The following is a 15,859-nucleotide window of genomic DNA, read 5'->3' as shown; positions in this document are numbered from 1 at the left end:
GGCGCAGCCTCGTGCAACTGTTCAGGTTGATAAATGGAACGGGCGGGAGACCGAGCCGGCTCACGGCGTCTAGCGCCAAGGACCCAACGGCTTCCCGCCCACCATCATCATGGCAGACTTTCCAGACACAGGGACCCATACCCCCAGGGCGATGTGATGGCGCGAGATGTGGGACCAGTCTTGTCCCTCAACGGCGGCGGTGGCTATGGATCCCTGCGTTTGCAGGGATGACAGCGCGGACTGCAGCAACGTCGAGGATCATCGTTGGCGCCCTACGCCTTCGCAGCCTTTGACGCCAGCGCGTCGGCGACCGCGGTGCGGATGTCGGCGATCGAGAACGGCTTGGTGATGACGTCGTGAGCGATCGCGCTGAGATTCGACGCCCGCTCGCGCTGATGGGCAAAGCCGGTCATCAGCAGGATGGTCAGGTCGGGAAAATCGCGTGCCGCCGACAGCGCCAGCGCGATGCCGTCCATGATGGGCATTTGGATGTCGGTCAGCAGCAGGTCGAAGGCGCCGGCCTCGCGCGTCAGGATGTCGAGCGCCTCGGCACCGTCCTGCGCCGTCACGATCTCATGTCCATCCATGGCAATGGCGCGCGCGACCAAGGTCCGCATCGAATCTTCGTCGTCGGCGATCAGCACGCGCGACATGTCGTTTCGTCTCCGTCTCGTGGGCCCCGCGGGCGACCCACGAGACCGGAACCATCATGCACTGCCGGCGGCGAGATCGCGCCGGTTGAAGAACCGTATATCGATATTGCGGCCTTCGGGAGGGGGCGAGGCGAGCCGCGACTTGAACGTCGTGCGCTCGCCGGGCTTGAGCGCGGTCTGCTCGAGCAGCGTGTTCCAGGCGTAGATCTCGGTGCCCTGCGCGTCACGGACGCTGAAGCGCAGCCGCGGCAGGTCGACCGATTTCTTCGTCAGGCTGACGATCGTCCCCTCGATCACCAGCACCGGCTTGCCGTCGACGGTTTCGGTCGCCACCTTCAGGTCCTTGAAGGTCAGGCCGCGCAGGTTCACCTCGAGCCCGACCAGCTTGTAGAACGAGGCCGTCTGCGGCAGCAGCCTGACGACGTCGGCGCGCCACACCACCAGCGCAATTGTGAGCGCCGCCATGGCGGCCGTCAGCACCGGCAGGTTCAACACCTTGTTGCCTGGGAAATCCGGCAACGTCGGGCGCCTGATGAGCTTGCGGAGACCGGCGAGGCGCGAAGCCCCGCTCTGCAACGGCTGCTCGGCATCGGCCGTGTCGTCGTCGGGCTCGGCGAGGGCATCCTCGGGCCAGCCGGCAGCCAGCGGCGGACTTTCCACGTCGGGCGTCCGTTCGTCGTCGTCTTCCTGGCGCGCGAGGGCTTCCCACTCGTCGGCCGCGTCACGGGGCGCGGCCGCCGCGCCGGCCTCCGCCATGGCAGGCATGGGGGCGGGCGCCTCGACCGCATCCTCCGGTCGCGCCAGCCAGACCTCCTTGCAACGGGAACAGCGTACGCTGCGTCCAGCCATACCCAGGGTTGCCACGTCGATGGCATAAGATGTCGTACAATGAGGGCAAACGATGAACATCGCGCCTGTTCTCCAACGGCCATTGCCGCTTTGTTTCCGACAGTTCGTGCTACAAGGACCGCCATGTCGACGAACTTCGGAACTCAATCGCGCGAATGGTACACGGCGACCGTTAACGAACCGGAAACCATAACGGGCGCTCAATCGGGCCATCGTACCGCTGAGCTTGGAGCGTGCGGGTCTGCCGCGCACGCGGTCGAACGGAGCTGACGCTTTGGTTCGGTTCGAAAATGTTGGGCTGCGCTATGGATTGGGGCCGGAGATCCTCCGCGACCTCAGTTTCCAGATTCCGGCCCATTCCTTCCAGTTCCTCACCGGCCCGTCGGGCGCGGGCAAGACCTCGCTGCTCAAGCTGTTGTTTCTATCGCTGCGGCCGACCCGCGGCCTGGTCAATCTGTTCGGCTACGACATCTCGCTGCTCAGCAAGGAGGAGATCGCCGATCTGCGCAAGCGCATCGGCATCGTGCTGCAGGACTTCCGGCTGCTCGACCACATGACGACCTATGAGAACGTGGCGCTGCCGTTTCGCGTCATGGGGCGGGATGAATCGAGCTACCGCAAGGAGGTCATCGACCTCCTGAAATGGGTCGGCCTTGGCGAGCGCATGGACGCGCTGCCGCCGATCCTGTCGGGTGGTGAGAAGCAGCGCGCGGCGATCGCGCGCGCCGTGATCTCGCGGCCGCAACTGCTGCTCGCGGACGAGCCGACCGGCAACGTCGATCCGACGCTCGGGCGCCGCCTGCTGCGGCTGTTCATCGAATTGAACCGCTCGGGGACGGCGGTCATCATCGCAACCCATGACATCACGCTGATGGACCAATACGAGGCCCGCCGGCTGGTGCTGCATCAGGGACGATTGCACATCTATGAGTAGCGTAGACGATCGCGGCCTCCTGGTCGATCTCGGCGACGACCGCCCGCAACTGCCGGCGCAGGCCCGCATCGTGTCGCCGATCGTGCCGCGCGCCTCGATCGCCGGCCGCGCGCTGGTCGCCGTGGTGGCGATCATGACCTTCCTGGCCTCGATCACGACCGGCGGCGTGCTGCTGGTCAGCGAGTCCGCGGCCGAGTGGCAGTCGGAGGTGTCGAGCGAGATCACCGTCCAGGTTCGCCCCAAGACCGGCCGGGACATCGAGCGCGACATTGCCCTGGTGACGGAGGCGATGCGGGCGCAGTCCGGAATCGTGGAGGTCCGGCCGTTCACCAAGGAGGAATCCAGCAAGCTGCTGGAGCCGTGGCTCGGCAGCGGCCTGTCGTTCGACGAGCTTCCGGTGCCGCGCGTCATCATCGCGCGCGTCCAGCCCGGCACCAGCTTCGATCTCAACGCCCTGCGCAGCCGCGTGACCCAGGTTGCGCCGACCGCCAGCGTGGATGACCACCGCGCCTGGATCGAGCGCATGCGCTCGATGACAGGCGCGACGCTTTTCGCAGGCTTCGGCATTCTGCTGCTGGTGATCGCTGCCACCATCATCTCGGTGTCGTTCGCGACCCGCGGCGCGATGGCCGCGAACCGGCCGATCGTCGAGGTGCTGCATTTCGTCGGCGCCGGCGACCGCTACATCGCCAACCACTTCCTGCGGCACTTTTTGCAGCTCGGACTGGAGGGGGGCGTGATCGGTGGCGGCCTTGCGATGCTCGGATTCGGGTTCTCGGAGTCGATCGCCAACTGGTTCTCCGGCACTCCCGTCGGCGATCAGTTCGCGGCGTTGCTGGGGACATTCTCGCTGCGCCCGCTCGGCTATGTCGCGATCGCGCTGCAGGCCGTGGTGATCGCCGCGGTGACCGGCTGGGCCGCACGCCGGACCCTGTTCACGACCCTGGCGAGCATCGACTGATGGCGGCTTCTATCCCCAGCCGTCTCGTTGCGGATTTCACTTGGCCCGAAAACCGCCTAAAATCGTCTGCGCCGGGGTGAGGCAGGACGGGGTGAGCTGGGTCACGAACACGGCGGAGCTCGCACGCCAGGATCGGCGGCGAGCGAACGTGATCGGGAGGCCGGCGAAACCTGCCTGCGTTCCCGGACTTGAACGACGGGATCGCGCGACGGCATGGCGCCGCGCGCAGGCAGGCAAGGACAAGCCAGGCGTTGCATGGAGCCGGAGACTGACCATAGCAGGCGAAAGCTGCCGCTCACCGTGGCGGTGTGGCGGACGCTCGCGGGCGCCGTGGCGACGCTCGGGGTCGGCTTCTTCGTCGCGGCGGTCGGCTTCGTCGGCTTCCTCTCGCAATTGCGGGGCGCCGAGATCCAGCCCGAGCGCAAGGCGGACGGAATCGTGGTCCTGACCGGCGGCTCGTCACGCGTATCGGACGCGGTGGAACTCCTGGCGGGAGGCTATGGCCGGCGGCTGCTGATCTCCGGTGTGCACCCGACCAACGAGGCCAGCGACATCACCCGGTCGCTGCCCGAGGCGCGATCATTCATCAACTGCTGCGTCGATCTGGATTATTCGGCGATCAATACCCGCAGCAACGCCGCGCAGACGCGGCGATGGGCGAGCGAGCGCGGCTTCAAGTCGCTGATCGTCGTGACGTCGAACTATCACATGCCGCGGGCCATCGTCGAACTGTCGCATGCGATGCCGAGCATGGATCTCATTCCCTATGCGGTCGTCGGCGAGAAATGGCGCGACGAGCCGTGGTGGACCAGCGCGCCGACGGTGCGACTTCTGCTGTCCGAATATGCCAAATATGTCGCCGCCGAGATGCGGCTGCGGCTGGCCGATCTCGGCCTCGATCTCGCGCCCGAGTTCGATCCGCCAACCGGCTCGGTGTCGCGCCGACCGACGACGGCGCAAGCCAATTGAACTGGGTTTCTGATGGTCTCGATCTTCCTGCGTTCGCTGCTGTTCAACATCCTATTCTACCCGAACTTCGTGCTCTGGGCGTTGATCGCGTTGCCGACCCTGGCTATGCCCCGCAAGGCGCTGCTGCGCGTCGCCAACTGGTGGGCGCAGAGCAACATCTTGTTGATGCGCGTCGTCTGCAACATCCGCGTCGAATATCGCGGCGTCGAGAAGATCCCGAAGGGGCCGCTGATCGTCGCCGCCAAGCATCAGTCGATGTGGGAGACGATCTCGCTGCTGCATTTCTTCGATGCGCCGTTCTTCGTTCTCAAGCGCGAGCTGCTGCGGATTCCCTTGTTCGGACAGTATCTCGTCAAGGCGGACATGATCGCGATCGACCGCAGCTCCGGCGCCCGCGCGTTGAAGCAGGTGATGCGGCGGGCGGCAGAGGAGGTGAAGCACGGCCGTCAGTTTGTGATCTTCCCGGAAGGCACCCGGCGTCCGGCGGGCGCACCGCCGGACTACAAAGGCGGCGTCGGCTTGATCTACACGGATTGCGGCGTACCCTGCCTGCCGGTGGCCCTGAATTCGGGTCTGTTTTGGCCACGCCGCACATTTCTGCGCTATCCGGGCACGCTCGTCGTGGAGTTTCTCGATCCGCTGCCGCCTGGCCTGCCGCGCGATGAGTTCATGGCGCGGATTCAGAGCGTCATCGAAGAGGCGACCGGCCGGCTCGTCGCCGCGGGGCAGGCGGAACAGGCGCAGTTGTTTGGCCGGGTGCCGGCGCCGGTGAAGGCTTGAGGGCTATGTCTTGCTTGGCGCAGGATGCAGCGAGTGGCCGTCATCGTGCAGCATCGTCGCCAGCCGATGCAACTGCGCGTCGCGAAAGCCCTGCGCCTCGATCGCCTTCACGGTCGAGATCACGTAGTCGCGATTGGCGCCGGACTGGCCGTGACCCTGGCGTACATGGCGCAACTGCTCCTGCGGCGACAGCCGGCCTGCATATTGCACATGGCCGCGATCGACCACGTAGACCAGCGCGCTCACCCGCTCGCGCGCGTCGTTTTCAAGCCAAACCGAGCGCGTCACTTCGCGATATACCGAGGTCACCTGCTCACGCGCCCGCAAATAGGCGATGGTCTCGTCGCGCTTGTCTGCTGCCACCCGGAACGCAATGCCGCGACACGCGCCGCCGCGATCGAGACCGAGCACGAGGCCCGGCTTCTCCGGCGTTCCGCGGTGGACGAACGAATACACACAGAGCGCGCGATGCTCGCCGATCAGCCGCGCCGGCACCTGCTCGAGAAAAGCGAATCCGGGCCGCCACATCAGCGAGCCGTAGCCGAAGACCCAGAGGTCGCCGTGGGGAAGGTCGCGTTCGGAGAGGGTCATTGCGGACATCAATGCGGAAGCCTAAGTGTGATGCTCGCGAATTGTTAATTTAGATACACAATCCGTGATCGCCGAATTGCCAAAATTGCTGCCCAAAGGGTGTCCTGCATGTCTCGTTTGCCGCAAGCGCGCCGCAGGCGCTCTCGTTGGGGGCTCTTCATAGCTCCCGTTCTGCTCCTGATCGCCGCTGTTGCGTGGAGCGCATTCTGGTTCTTCGCCGCTTCGCAAGTGGATGTCCAGGCCGACGCTTGGCGTGCGCGCGAAGCAAAATCGGGACGCGTCTATGACTGCGCGAAGCGCTCGGTCGCCGGCTTCCCGTTCCGGCTCGAGGTCCGCTGTACGGATCCGAGCGTGGCCCTCTTCTCCCAGGCCGCGGGCACGCCTTTGATGAATGCCAGGCTCGACGAGATCCTCGTCGTCGCCCAGGTGTGGGACCCGAAGCGGCTCATCGCGGAGTTCAAGGGACCCGCGACGATTGCTGATGGGCGCGGACCGACCTCGTTCTCCGCGAACTGGCGCGTCGGCGAAGCCAGTGTCCGCGGCCTGCCAGGGCCGCCACAGCGCGCCGACCTCGTGTTCGAACAACCGACCATCGACCGCATCGAGGGCAACACTGCCGTGCCCGCCGCGCGCGCCGATCACGTCGAGTTGCACGGCCGCTTCGCCGACGGCACGCCGTCCGATCATCCGGTGCTGGAGACTGCGCTGCAGATCGAAAGCGGCAGCATCCAAGGCAGCCATCCTCTGCTCGCCGAACCGTTCAATACCGACATCCAGACCCGCGTCACGGGTCTCAAGGACTTCCGGCCCAAACCCTGGCCGGAGCGGTTTCGCGAGATCCAGGCGGCGGGCGGTCATGTCGAGATCGTCCAGTCGCGCATCCAGCAGGGCGAGCTGCTGGCCGTTGCGTCGGGCACGCTCAGCCTGACCGCCAATGGCGGCATTGATGGCGAAGTGCAAATGACGGTGGCCGGGATCGAAAAGGTCATTCCGGCGCTCGGTCTCGACAAGATGCTCGAAAACGGCGTGCCGCAGGGGACGCTCGATCGCGTAGCGCCGGGTGTGAAGTCGCAGGACGTCAACAACCTGCTCGGTGCGCTCGACCGCGCCATTCCCGGCCTCGGCAAGGTCGTCAAGCAGAACGCCAATGTCGGCGTCGCGCTCGGTATCAATGCGCTCGGCAAGGAGGCCACCCTCGAAGGGCGCAAGGCGCGGACCTTCCCGTTGCGCTTCTCCGATGGCGTCGTCGTGCTCGGTCCGTTCAAGGTCGCCCGCGTCCCGCCGCTGTTCTGACCTCAGCTCTTCTTCAACTGCGGCAGCGGCCGGCCGAAGTCCGGCGCCGCCGAATCCTGGCCGATATCGACGATGCCGCGGCGGATCGCACGGGTGCGGGTGAAGTGATCGAACAGCGCATCGCCGTCGCCGCGGCGGATCGCCCGCGTCAGCTTGGAGAGGTCCTCGGTGAAGGTGCCGAGCATGTCGAGCACCGCATCCTTGTTGCTCAGGAAGATGTCGCGCCACATCGTCGGGTCGGAGGCGGCGATGCGGGTGAAATCGCGAAAGCCGCCGGCCGAGAACTTGATCACCTCGGACTCCGTGACCTGCGCCAGCTCGTCGGCGGTGCCGACGATGGTGTAGGCGATCAGATGCGGCAGATGGCTGGTGATCGCGAGCACGCGGTCGTGGTGATCCGGCGTCATGATCTCGACCTTGGCGCCGAGCGCCGCCCAGAACGCGCGCAGACGATCGATCGCGTCGGCATCTACACCGTCCGGCGGCGTCAGGATGCACCAGCGGTTGATGAACAGCTCGGCGAAACCAGAATCCGGTCCCGAATTCTCGGTGCCGGCGACCGGATGCGCCGGCACGAAATGAACATGCGCTGGCAGATGCGGCGCCATGTCGCGAACGATGGCGCCCTTCACGGAGCCGACGTCGGAGACGATGGCTCCGGGCTTCAGATGCGGCGCGATCTCGGCCGCGACCGGACCGCACGCGCCGACGGGAATGCAGAGGATGACGAGGTCGGCATCCTTGACCGCCTCCGCATTACTCGCCACGACGCGGTCGACGAGGCCGAGTTCGGCGACGCGCGCGCGAGTCTTCTCCGAGCGCGCGGTGGTGACGATCTCGCCGGCCACGCCCTGCAGCCGCGCCGCGCGTGCGATCGAGCCGCCGATCAGGCCGAAGCCGATCAGCGCGATGCGTTCGAACCGCCCCGCGACGCTCATTTCGCCCTCATGAATTCGCTGAGAGCCTCCACGAACAGACGATTGGCTTCCTCGGTGCCGATCGTCATGCGCAGCGCGTTCGGCAGCTTGTAGTTGGCGAGCGCGCGCAGCACGAGGCCGCGCCGGGTCAGGAATGCGTCGGCCTCGACCGCGGTCTTGCCCTTGTCGGTCGGGAAGTGGATCAGGATGAAATTGGTGACGCTCGGCGTCACCTTCAGCCCGAGCTTGCCGATCTCCTCGGTCAGCCAGTTGCGCCACGTTTCCGTGTGCGTCTTCGACATCTGCTGATGCGCGGTGTCCTCGATCGCGGCGACCGCGGCGAGCATCGCCGGCGAGGAGACGTTGAACGGCCCACGGATTCGGTTGATCGCATCGACGATGTGCGCCGGGCCGAACATCCAGCCGACACGGAGCGCCGCGAGGCCGTGGATCTTGGAAAAGGTATGAGTGACGACCGTGTTCTCGGTCGTCGCCACCAGCTCGAGCCCGAACTCGTAGTCATTGCGCGAAACGTAGTCGGCATAGGCGGCGTCGAGCACCAGCAGGACATGCGACGGCAGGCCGGCACGCAGCCGCTTGACCTCGTCGAACGGGATGTAGGTGCCGGTCGGGTTGTTCGGGTTGGCGAGCCAGACCAGCTTGGTGCGCGGCGTCACCGCGGCAAGGATGGCGTCGACATCGGTGCGATACTCCGTCTCCGCGGCAACCACGTTCCTGGCGCCGCAGGCCATGGTCGCGATCGGATAGACCAGGAAGCCGTGCGCGGTGGAGATCGCCTCGTCGCCTTGGCCGAGAACGGTGTGTGCCAGCAGATTGAGGATCTCGTCGGAGCCGGCGCCGCAGACGATGCGGTCGGGATCGAGGCCGTAGGTGCGGCCGATCGCCTCGCGCAGCACCCGGGAGGTCCCTTCCGGATAATCTTCCAGATGCGTGGCCGCGCTCTTGAACGCCTCGATCGCCCTCGGCGAGGGACCAAACGGGGTCTCATTGGCCGACAGCTTGAAAACCTTGCGGCCAGGCTCCGGCTTGGGACTCTTGCCCGGCGTGTAGGGCGCGATGTCGAGGATGCCGGGGTTCGGCACGGGGCGGTTCATCATCAACTCCGGAAAATCATCACTGGCGCGAGGCGTCTCAGCTCGGAACCGTATAGCGTTTCGCATGGCCGCCGACGAGGGCCGTCGAGCGGACCGAGGCGCCCGCCGCGATCAGGGCAGCCTTGATCTTGTCGAGGTTCGACGGCGCCTCGATCGACACCAGCAGCGCGGCGCCGTCGAAGGCGGTATCGGGCACCGCGACCACGTCGGCCAGCGGCGACAGCGCGCGCGACACCTGCGCATTCCAGCCGGAGACGCGGATGCTCCAGGTCTCGACCTCCAGCACGAGCGCGTCGTCGGCGACCCGCGACACCGCGAACACCGGCAGCGCCGCCGGATGGTCGGCACGCTCGATGAACGGCATCCGGGCGATGATCTTCGGCGCGCCCACGGGCTCGAGCGTGATCCACCACGGCGTATGCCCCGATGTCGTCGACACCAGCGCAAGATCGCCCTTCGAGCGCGCCACGGCTTCGACGGCGGCCTGGGCGCTGAAATGGGCGACATAAGGCACCACGAAGCCGAAATGGAACCTGGCGGAATCGCGCATCGCGGATTCGCCGACCGACACGTCGGCGTGAACCGAGAACGGCGCCTGCACGTAAGTGAACGTCGAGACGATCACGCGCCAGATGCCCTCGACGGTGTCGAGCGGCAGGATGCCGCGATGGCGCTGCACCAGGCGCCGCATCATGTCGGCCTCTCGCGCCGGCCGGAATGCCGAGCCGACCTCCTGGGTCTTCTTGACCTTGATCAGCCGGTCGATGATGTCGGCCCTGTTCATCAGGAGCTGATGGACCTGCTCGTCGATCGCGTCGATCTCCTTGCGCAAATCGGCAAGCGAAGGCGGGGCAGGCGGCGGGTTGGACATGGGCTGGTCACTCTTCGCAGGCCACCGGTTAACGTGCGGCCGACTGGAACGGATGTCGTTCTCTCCGATGCGGGAGACGCGCGCAACAGCAAGTTTACCTTGTGCCGCCTAGGCTTGGCTGGTTTGCAGCCGTGGGGCGCCCGATCGGCGGTCAACCCCAGCTTGCCTTGACGCGGAGCGCCCGCGGGACTAGTTTCTGCCTGTTCCGTGGTCATTTGAGCCGGCCGGCTTGCAGCCACGTTAAAAAACTCGCTAAACAGGCCGGGGACGTTATCGATCCCGGCCGAACCCCAGTTCAGGCCGGGTTTTTCATGGCCTGATATGTCACGTGGTTCGGGAGCCCTTGCCGGATGGCCGGGGTGAGAGACATGACAGGCCTGACGCCGAAACCCACCTCCGCGCTGCGCACGATTGCGCCCGAAGAGCGCTCGCACGAGGTCGATCATCCGAGCTCGCTGGTCGCGCAGTTCGGCGCTGACAAGCCGCTCAGGCTCGATTGCGGCGTCGACCTGTCGCCGTTCCAGATCGCCTACCAGACCTATGGCGAACTCAACGCCGACAGGTCCAACGCGGTCCTGGTCTGCCACGCCCTGACCGGCGACCAGCACGTCGCCAACCGCCATCCCGTCACCGGCAAGCCCGGCTGGTGGGAGACGCTGGTCGGCCCTGGCCGCCCGCTCGACCCGAGCCGTTATTTCATCATCTGCTCGAACGTGATCGGCGGCTGCATGGGCTCGACCGGCCCGGCCTCGCTGAATCCCGCCACCGGCAAGGTGTGGGGGCTCGATTTCCCGATCATCACCATCCCCGACATGGTGCGCGCTCAGGCCATGCTGATCGATCATCTCGGCATCGACACGTTGTTCGCCGTGGTCGGCGGCTCGATGGGCGGCATGCAGGCGCTGCAATGGACGGTGGCCTATCCCACCCGCGTGTTCGCGAATCTCGCGATCGCCTGCGCGACGCGGCATTCGGCGCAGAACATCGCCTTCCACGAGCTCGGCCGCCAGGCCGTGATGGCCGATCCCGACTGGGACCACGGCCGCTACGGCGACAAGGGCACTCATCCGCATCGCGGCCTCGCGGTGGCACGGATGGCCGCGCATATCACTTATCTGTCGGATGCCGCCCTGCATCGCAAGTTCGGCCGCCGCATGCAGGACCGCGAACTGCCGACGTTCTCGTTCGACGCCGATTTCCAGGTCGAGAGCTATCTGCGCTATCAGGGCTCGTCCTTCGTCGAGCGCTTCGACGCCAACTCCTATCTCTATCTGACGCGGGCGATGGACTATTTCGACATCGCCGCCGATCATGACGGCGTGCTGGCGGCGGCGTTCCGCGGCATCAAGACCCGCTTCTGCGTGGTGTCCTTCACCAGCGACTGGCTGTTTCCGACCGCGGAATCGCGGGCGCTGGTGCATGCGCTCAATGCCTCCAGCGCGCGGGTGTCGTTCGCGGAGATCGAGACCGACAAGGGGCACGACGCGTTCCTGCTCGACGTCCCCGAGTTCTTCGAGATCGCCAGCGCCTTTCTCGATTCCGCCGGCAAGGCGCGCGGCCTCAACGCCGCGAACGGAGGCTGAGCCATGAGCATGCAGGGCGTGTTGCCGCTGAACGGCTTTTCCGGCGGCGAGGTGCTGGCCTATCGGCCGGATCATCTGCTGGTCGCCGGCATGGTCGAGCGCGACTCCAAGGTGCTCGACATCGGCTGCGGCGACGGCGATCTCTTGCAGCTGCTGGAGAGCCGCGGCATCGACGGCCGCGGCATCGAGCTGTCGCGCGAGGGCGTCAATCATTGCGTCGCCAAGGGGCTCGCGGTGGTGCAGGGCGACGCCGACACCGATCTCGTCGACTATCCCGACGATGCGTTCGACTATGTGATCCTGTCGCAGACCTTGCAGGCGACGCGGCAGCCCAAGGTCGTGCTGGAGAATCTGCTGCGCATCGGCCGTCGCGCCATCGTCACCTTTCCGAATTTCGGCTTCTGGCGGCTGCGCCTGCAACTGCTCGTCGGCGGCCACATGCCGCGAACCGACAATCTGCCCTTCACCTGGTACGACACGCCGAACATCCATTTCTGCACCATCAAGGACTTCGTGCAGCTCTGCGATGAGATCGGCGTCAAGATGGAGCGCGCCGTCGCGCTTGATAGTTACGGCCGTCCCTTGCGCGTCGCGATGCCCTGGTGGTTCTGGAACATGTTCGGCGAGCAGGGCGTGTTCCTGCTGAGCAGGGCGGAGAAGGGGCGGTAGAGCGCGCTCGCTGCTGCAGCGGGGCGCGGTCTAAGTTGATGGCTCGCTCTCTCCACGTCATGGCCGGGACAAGCCCGGCCATGACGAGCTTGGGGTTGGCGGTTTTTACTTTTCAAAGAGCCGAGAGCGGTTGATACAAAGTGCTGCGTTCCCGCGGTGCGTCTACACCCGAGCTTTGCATTAGTCCTGCCTCCGATAACGAAGAGGCGCAGGGAAGGCCGGATGCTGGCCGCACCCATGGCCCGCCTGCGGAAAAAATGCAGGCGGCAGGAACCACAGGTACGAGCCGGAACACCCGGCCTTCCCTGCGCGATGGTTGAACGGCTGCTTCGCGTTCTCCCCGGTGCGCCGGGCTTTCTGGCCACCGTCGTCCGAGTGATGCAGAACACCACAACAAACTTGGCATCAGCGTCGGGATGCCAGGACCGCGCGACTTGACCGTGCGCATCGGAATTGTTCGTCCGCGCGAGGCAAGCCCCACGCGCAATCCGACACGCCCATCGCATCCCACACTCAGCGTTCGTGACGACCGCGATACGCCCCTCTTGCTGCGAGGCGGGACGCGCGGAAATCTGCGCCTGATTTGCCCGACGGCGCAAGTGCCAAACGTGCGACGAACTAACACGACGGGCAATTCGCGCATGACGCTCATGCGCAAACTGCCCGTCGTGCAACGACGCCGCTTCGTCGCTGTGGCTGGGCCGGCAATCTACAGCAAGCCGACCTTGTGCATGATGTCGCGGATTTGCGCCGGACTGGGATCACCGACCGCCGGGCTGGACCACTCGCCGGTGGTCGTTGCCGGGCCCCGGGCAACCGAACCGGATCCGTTGAGCTTGCCATTCGGCGCCTGCGGCGCCAGCGTCGGAGACGTCGCGGCGTTCGGCGCGCCGCGCGCCAGTCCCAACAGGCGACGGAGCACGTCGAGCGAGGGATCGGCCGCGGGCGCGGAGGCCACGCTCGCCTCCAGGCCGAGGGCGCGCATCGCATTCGGCAGCCCGGCTCCTGCACGATTGGGATCGCCGAATTGCAGCGGCGTCGATGTCTCCTTCAGGATCTGGAACAGCCGCTCCACACGCCGCGCGTCGCGCGTCGCGAACGGACCCTTGAAGTCGGGATGATGCGCCAGCACCAGCGCGGCGAGGCCGGTGACGTGCGGCGTCGCCATCGAGGTGCCGTCCCAGGCGCCGAAGCCATCGGCCGGCAGCGAGGACACGATGCCGACGCCCGGCGCGCAGACGTCGATCTCCGGCCCGAAGCAGCTGAACTTGGCCGGAAAATATCCGTCGCTGCTGCGGAAGCCGTCCAGCGCCTGCTGGGCGTGGAAGCTGTCCTCGGGAAACTCGCCCCATTTGCCCATCGCGGCGACCGACAGGCAATGCGGCGTCGAGCCGGGAAACTGGACCGGCCCCGACGAATTTCCCGCGGCGACGATACAGGCGAGGCCCATCTGTTTGGCCCGCAGGATCCGCTCCTCGATGATCTGCGACGGCTCGCCGCCGCCCAGGCTCATGTTGGCGACGTCGATGCCGTTCTCCATGCAGTAGTCGAGCGCCGAGACGAGATCGCTGAACCGGCCCCCCGGGAAGATCCGGCAGACATGGATTTCGGCCGCCGGAGCGAAGCCGCGAATGCCTCCGCCGCTGCCGACAGGCCCGCCGGCGATGATCCCGGCGCAATGCGAGCCGTGGCCAATCGTATCGATGGTCCAGCTCGCGGGATCATTGCCGACGATGCTCTTGCCGATCGTGACGCCGTGCAGATTGCGATGGGTTGGTGCTGCGCCGGAATCGATCACCGCGATCTTCACGCCTGCGCCATTGTAGGCGAGGGGAACGCGGTCGAGGCCCATCGCGCGCTGGCCCCATCCCAGCAATTGCTGCCCGGGAAAGCCGCGCAGGTAGGCGCCCAGCGTCTTCGCGGCGATGCGGTTCACGCTGTCGGGGGTCAGTTGCGGACGATCGAGCCAGAAGGTCCAGTAATCGACCCGCGGCTTGATCAGGATCGAGCGGATGGTGTCGGGCGTCTCGCCCTGAATCTTGAGCGTGACGCGGCCGCTGGCGTCGGTGACGCCCTGAACCGGCCATACGCTGCCGAACACGTACACTTCCACCTCCGGCAGCGGGCCGCTCTCGCCGACCACTTCGATCGTCGTCGAGAACCCGTCGGCCAAGGGAATGAGAACGCCGGGATTGGGAAGCTGGTGCGGCGCCGGCACCTGCGGGACGGTCGGATCGAGCATGTAGGTGAGCGGCGCATCGCGCTCGACCGCGAGCCGTGCGCCGGCCTGGGCCTTCAGCAATTCGGCCTTGTCGGGCGCCATGCGGGCCAGCACCATCGGGCCGAGCGGGGCTTGCCCCGGGTCGGCGCTCTGGAATCCGAGCAGGCGCGGCGGCTGGATGGTCTTCACCACGTCGATGTCCGGAGTGTTTGTCAGTTGCTGGACGATGAAGTCGGCGCTGAAGGTCGCAAGCCCCGTCTGCTGGCGCGGGGCCAGGATGTACTGCGCCCGTCGCTGCGAGATCGTTGCGACGGGTTGGTCCGCTGCCGGCGGCGCCTTGCCGCCGTCCTTGCCGCCGTCGCTTCGGCCCGTGCCTTGCGCGGCAGGGGCTGCAGCGGCGGCTACCGGCGTTGCCGCCCGCGGTGCGGCAACGGCCTCGGCTGGTGGCTGCCCCGCTCCGGGCCGTGCTCCGGTGCCGTTGACGGCCGTGCCGGCCGCATCCTTCGGATCCGAGATTTCAGGTTTGCTTCGTGCGGCCATTTGCGGGCTCCTTCATCCTCGCTCGTGACATCGTCGGGGGGCGCGGCTGAAGTCAGCCGGCGCCAAAGGGTTTCAGCGGAGCATTCGGCTCCACCACGATCGTGCTGAAAGTCGATCGGAGGCGGTCGGCCTGGCTCTTCGTCATCGACAGGATGACGACGTCGGGCGCGACCTGACCGACGCGTTTCACGCCGGGCTCGCGGCTCAAATGATCAGCAAGCTGGCCGGACTTGACCGGCTCGCCTTGCACGATGAATTCCTGCTCTGAGTTCGGATCCGCCATGCGTCGCTCCCTCCATGTCAGGTCGGCGGTGGGCGGACTGTTCGTGCGCCCAACGCCTTGCTTGTTTGGACCCGCGTTGCGAATGGCGCGGGTCGCTGCTTCAGATCCGCCGTCCTAGTGCATCGTGCCTGCGGGCTGGCCGGTGCTGAAGATGCCGAGCGTGTGCCCGATGTTGAGGCCGGTCTGCGCGCCCTGTCCGATCTTCTTGAGCACGCTCCAGAAGCCCTGCAGCTCCATGTCGGTGGGCTGCGCGGCGGCCGCCTGCTGGCCCGGCTGGCCAGCGCTGAAGATGCCGAGGTTGTGGCCGACGTCGAGGCCGGTCTGGACGCCCTGACCGATCTTCTTGAGCACGCTCCAGAAGCTCTGCAGCTCCATGTCGGTGGGCTGCGCGGCCGCCGCCTGCTGGCCCGGCTGGCCAGCGCTGAAGATGCCGAGGTTGTGGCCGACGTCGAGGCCGGTCTGGACGCCCTGACCGATCTTCTTGAGCACGCTCCAGAAGCTCTGCAGCTCCATGTCGGTGGGCTGCGCGGCCGCCGCCTGCTGGCCCGGCTGGCCAGCGCTGAAGATGCCGAGGTTGTGGCCGACGTCGAGGCCGGTCTGGACGCCCTGTCCGATCTTCTTGAGCACGCT

16 protein-coding genes and 1 riboswitch are annotated in these 15,859 nt (G+C 66.4%); of the genes, 7 read left to right on the top strand and 9 right to left on the bottom strand.

Translation table 11 applies throughout. The features are described from left to right. Nucleotides 1-272 precede the first annotated feature (272 nt). Together QW887_RS27815 and QW887_RS27810 are read right to left on the bottom strand one after the other, a co-directional pair. The gene (locus QW887_RS27815) at nt 273-653 is read right to left on the bottom strand and encodes a response regulator (protein WP_315718112.1); all 381 of its coding nucleotides are present in this window, start codon (nt 651-653) and stop codon (nt 273-275) included. Between the two features lie 54 nt (nt 654-707). Further along, nucleotides 708-1,562: an MJ0042-type zinc finger domain-containing protein gene (locus tag QW887_RS27810; protein ID WP_316187402.1), complete on the bottom strand. Its 855-nt coding sequence runs from the start codon at nt 1,560-1,562 to the stop codon at nt 708-710. A gap of 214 nt (nt 1,563-1,776) precedes the next feature. On the opposite strand from QW887_RS27810, the gene ftsE reads away from it, so the two are divergent. The 4 genes from ftsE to QW887_RS27790 all read left to right on the top strand — a co-directional run bounded on the left by ftsE (nt 1,777) and on the right by QW887_RS27790 (nt 5,146). Next, nucleotides 1,777-2,436, top strand: a complete 660-nt coding sequence (gene ftsE, locus QW887_RS27805; protein ID WP_006615648.1) for a cell division ATP-binding protein FtsE — start codon at nt 1,777-1,779, stop codon at nt 2,434-2,436. Beyond that, on the top strand, nt 2,429-3,397 hold the full coding sequence (locus QW887_RS27800; protein WP_315826642.1) for an ABC transporter permease: 969 nt from the start codon (nt 2,429-2,431) through the stop codon (nt 3,395-3,397). The genes ftsE and QW887_RS27800 overlap by 8 nt, the downstream gene beginning before the upstream one ends. A 255-nt stretch (nt 3,398-3,652) precedes the next feature. Further along, nucleotides 3,653-4,366: a YdcF family protein gene (locus QW887_RS27795; protein WP_315718108.1), complete on the top strand. Its 714-nt coding sequence runs from the start codon at nt 3,653-3,655 to the stop codon at nt 4,364-4,366. Between the two features lie 12 nt (nt 4,367-4,378). Continuing rightward, on the top strand, nt 4,379-5,146 hold the full coding sequence (locus QW887_RS27790) for a lysophospholipid acyltransferase family protein (RefSeq protein WP_315718107.1): 768 nt from the start codon (nt 4,379-4,381) through the stop codon (nt 5,144-5,146). 3 nt (nt 5,147-5,149) lie between these two features. On the opposite strand, the gene QW887_RS27785 is transcribed toward QW887_RS27790, so the two are convergent. Beyond that, the gene (locus tag QW887_RS27785) at nt 5,150-5,746 is read right to left on the bottom strand and encodes a gamma-glutamylcyclotransferase (protein WP_409977989.1); all 597 of its coding nucleotides are present in this window, start codon (nt 5,744-5,746) and stop codon (nt 5,150-5,152) included. A gap of 99 nt (nt 5,747-5,845) precedes the next feature. Here QW887_RS27785 and QW887_RS27780 point away from each other — a divergent pair, with 99 nt between their 5' ends. Continuing rightward, complete coding sequence (locus tag QW887_RS27780) at nt 5,846-7,030, top strand: DUF2125 domain-containing protein (RefSeq protein WP_316195505.1); 1,185 nt, start codon at nt 5,846-5,848, stop codon at nt 7,028-7,030. Between the two features lie 2 nt (nt 7,031-7,032). On the opposite strand, the gene QW887_RS27775 is transcribed toward QW887_RS27780, so the two are convergent. From QW887_RS27775 to QW887_RS27765, 3 genes are read right to left on the bottom strand one after another with little or no spacing between them, the layout of a single operon-like run. Beyond that, complete coding sequence (locus QW887_RS27775) at nt 7,033-7,968, bottom strand: prephenate/arogenate dehydrogenase family protein (RefSeq protein ID WP_315753824.1); 936 nt, start codon at nt 7,966-7,968, stop codon at nt 7,033-7,035. Further along, nucleotides 7,965-9,062 carry a histidinol-phosphate transaminase gene (hisC, locus tag QW887_RS27770; RefSeq protein WP_316195503.1) on the bottom strand — a complete coding sequence of 366 codons (1,098 nt, stop codon included), beginning with the start codon at nt 9,060-9,062 and terminating at the stop codon, nt 7,965-7,967. Before hisC ends, QW887_RS27775 begins: the two co-directional genes overlap by 4 nt. 37 nt (nt 9,063-9,099) lie before the next feature. Continuing rightward, nucleotides 9,100-9,933, bottom strand: a complete 834-nt coding sequence (locus QW887_RS27765; protein WP_315718102.1) for a chorismate mutase — start codon at nt 9,931-9,933, stop codon at nt 9,100-9,102. A 197-nt stretch (nt 9,934-10,130) separates the two neighbouring features. After that, a riboswitch (SAM riboswitch) is annotated at nt 10,131-10,210 on the top strand. 91 nt (nt 10,211-10,301) lie between these two features. On the opposite strand from QW887_RS27765, the gene QW887_RS27760 reads away from it, so the two are divergent. Both QW887_RS27760 and metW read left to right on the top strand, forming a co-directional pair. Continuing rightward, a complete protein-coding gene (locus QW887_RS27760) occupies nt 10,302-11,516 on the top strand; it encodes a homoserine O-acetyltransferase (protein WP_315753818.1) in 1,215 nt (404 codons plus the stop codon). A gap of 3 nt (nt 11,517-11,519) precedes the next feature. Beyond that, nucleotides 11,520-12,185 carry a methionine biosynthesis protein MetW gene (gene metW, locus QW887_RS27755; protein WP_315718100.1) on the top strand — a complete coding sequence of 222 codons (666 nt, stop codon included), beginning with the start codon at nt 11,520-11,522 and terminating at the stop codon, nt 12,183-12,185. Between the two features lie 709 nt (nt 12,186-12,894). On the opposite strand, the gene QW887_RS27750 is transcribed toward metW, so the two are convergent. The 3 genes from QW887_RS27750 to QW887_RS27740 all read right to left on the bottom strand — a co-directional run. Continuing rightward, nucleotides 12,895-14,946 (bottom strand): S8 family serine peptidase, encoded by a 2,052-nt coding sequence (locus QW887_RS27750; RefSeq protein ID WP_316195501.1) that lies wholly within the window; start codon nt 14,944-14,946, stop codon nt 12,895-12,897. A gap of 52 nt (nt 14,947-14,998) precedes the next feature. After that, a complete protein-coding gene (locus tag QW887_RS27745) occupies nt 14,999-15,229 on the bottom strand; it encodes a hypothetical protein (protein ID WP_315718098.1) in 231 nt (76 codons plus the stop codon). A 114-nt stretch (nt 15,230-15,343) separates the two neighbouring features. Next, nucleotides 15,344-15,859, bottom strand: a 516-nt coding sequence (locus QW887_RS27740; protein WP_316195499.1) for a hypothetical protein, incomplete at its 5' end; no start/stop codon positions are given.

Origin of the sequence: Bradyrhizobium sp. SZCCHNRI3052 (assembly GCF_032484895.1) — a bacterium.
Taxonomy (GTDB): Bacteria; Pseudomonadota; Alphaproteobacteria; order Rhizobiales; family Xanthobacteraceae; genus Bradyrhizobium.
The sequence above is the reverse complement of the archived record's forward strand: the minus strand, read 5'-3'. Positions and strand labels throughout refer to the sequence as shown.

Excerpts from the sequence above, each read along its gene's own strand:
- metW (WP_315718100.1), top strand. The coding sequence starts at position 11,520 with ATGAGCATGCAGGGCGTGTTGCCGCTGAACGGCTTTTCCGGCGGCGAG.
- hisC (WP_316195503.1), bottom strand. The coding sequence starts at position 9,062 with ATGAACCGCCCCGTGCCGAACCCCGGCATCCTCGACATCGCGCCCTAC.
- QW887_RS27750 (WP_316195501.1), bottom strand. The coding sequence starts at position 14,946 with ATGGCCGCACGAAGCAAACCTGAAATCTCGGATCCGAAGGATGCGGCC.
- QW887_RS27815 (WP_315718112.1), bottom strand. The coding sequence starts at position 653 with ATGTCGCGCGTGCTGATCGCCGACGACGAAGATTCGATGCGGACCTTG.
- QW887_RS27745 (WP_315718098.1), bottom strand. The coding sequence starts at position 15,229 with ATGGCGGATCCGAACTCAGAGCAGGAATTCATCGTGCAAGGCGAGCCG.
- QW887_RS27765 (WP_315718102.1), bottom strand. The coding sequence starts at position 9,933 with ATGTCCAACCCGCCGCCTGCCCCGCCTTCGCTTGCCGATTTGCGCAAG.
- QW887_RS27760 (WP_315753818.1), top strand. The coding sequence starts at position 10,302 with ATGACAGGCCTGACGCCGAAACCCACCTCCGCGCTGCGCACGATTGCG.
- QW887_RS27775 (WP_315753824.1), bottom strand. The coding sequence starts at position 7,968 with ATGAGCGTCGCGGGGCGGTTCGAACGCATCGCGCTGATCGGCTTCGGC.
- QW887_RS27790 (WP_315718107.1), top strand. The coding sequence starts at position 4,379 with ATGGTCTCGATCTTCCTGCGTTCGCTGCTGTTCAACATCCTATTCTAC.
- QW887_RS27780 (WP_316195505.1), top strand. The coding sequence starts at position 5,846 with ATGTCTCGTTTGCCGCAAGCGCGCCGCAGGCGCTCTCGTTGGGGGCTC.
- QW887_RS27785 (WP_409977989.1), bottom strand. The coding sequence starts at position 5,746 with ATGTCCGCAATGACCCTCTCCGAACGCGACCTTCCCCACGGCGACCTC.
- QW887_RS27800 (WP_315826642.1), top strand. The coding sequence starts at position 2,429 with ATGAGTAGCGTAGACGATCGCGGCCTCCTGGTCGATCTCGGCGACGAC.
- QW887_RS27795 (WP_315718108.1), top strand. The coding sequence starts at position 3,653 with ATGGAGCCGGAGACTGACCATAGCAGGCGAAAGCTGCCGCTCACCGTG.
- QW887_RS27810 (WP_316187402.1), bottom strand. The coding sequence starts at position 1,562 with ATGTTCATCGTTTGCCCTCATTGTACGACATCTTATGCCATCGACGTG.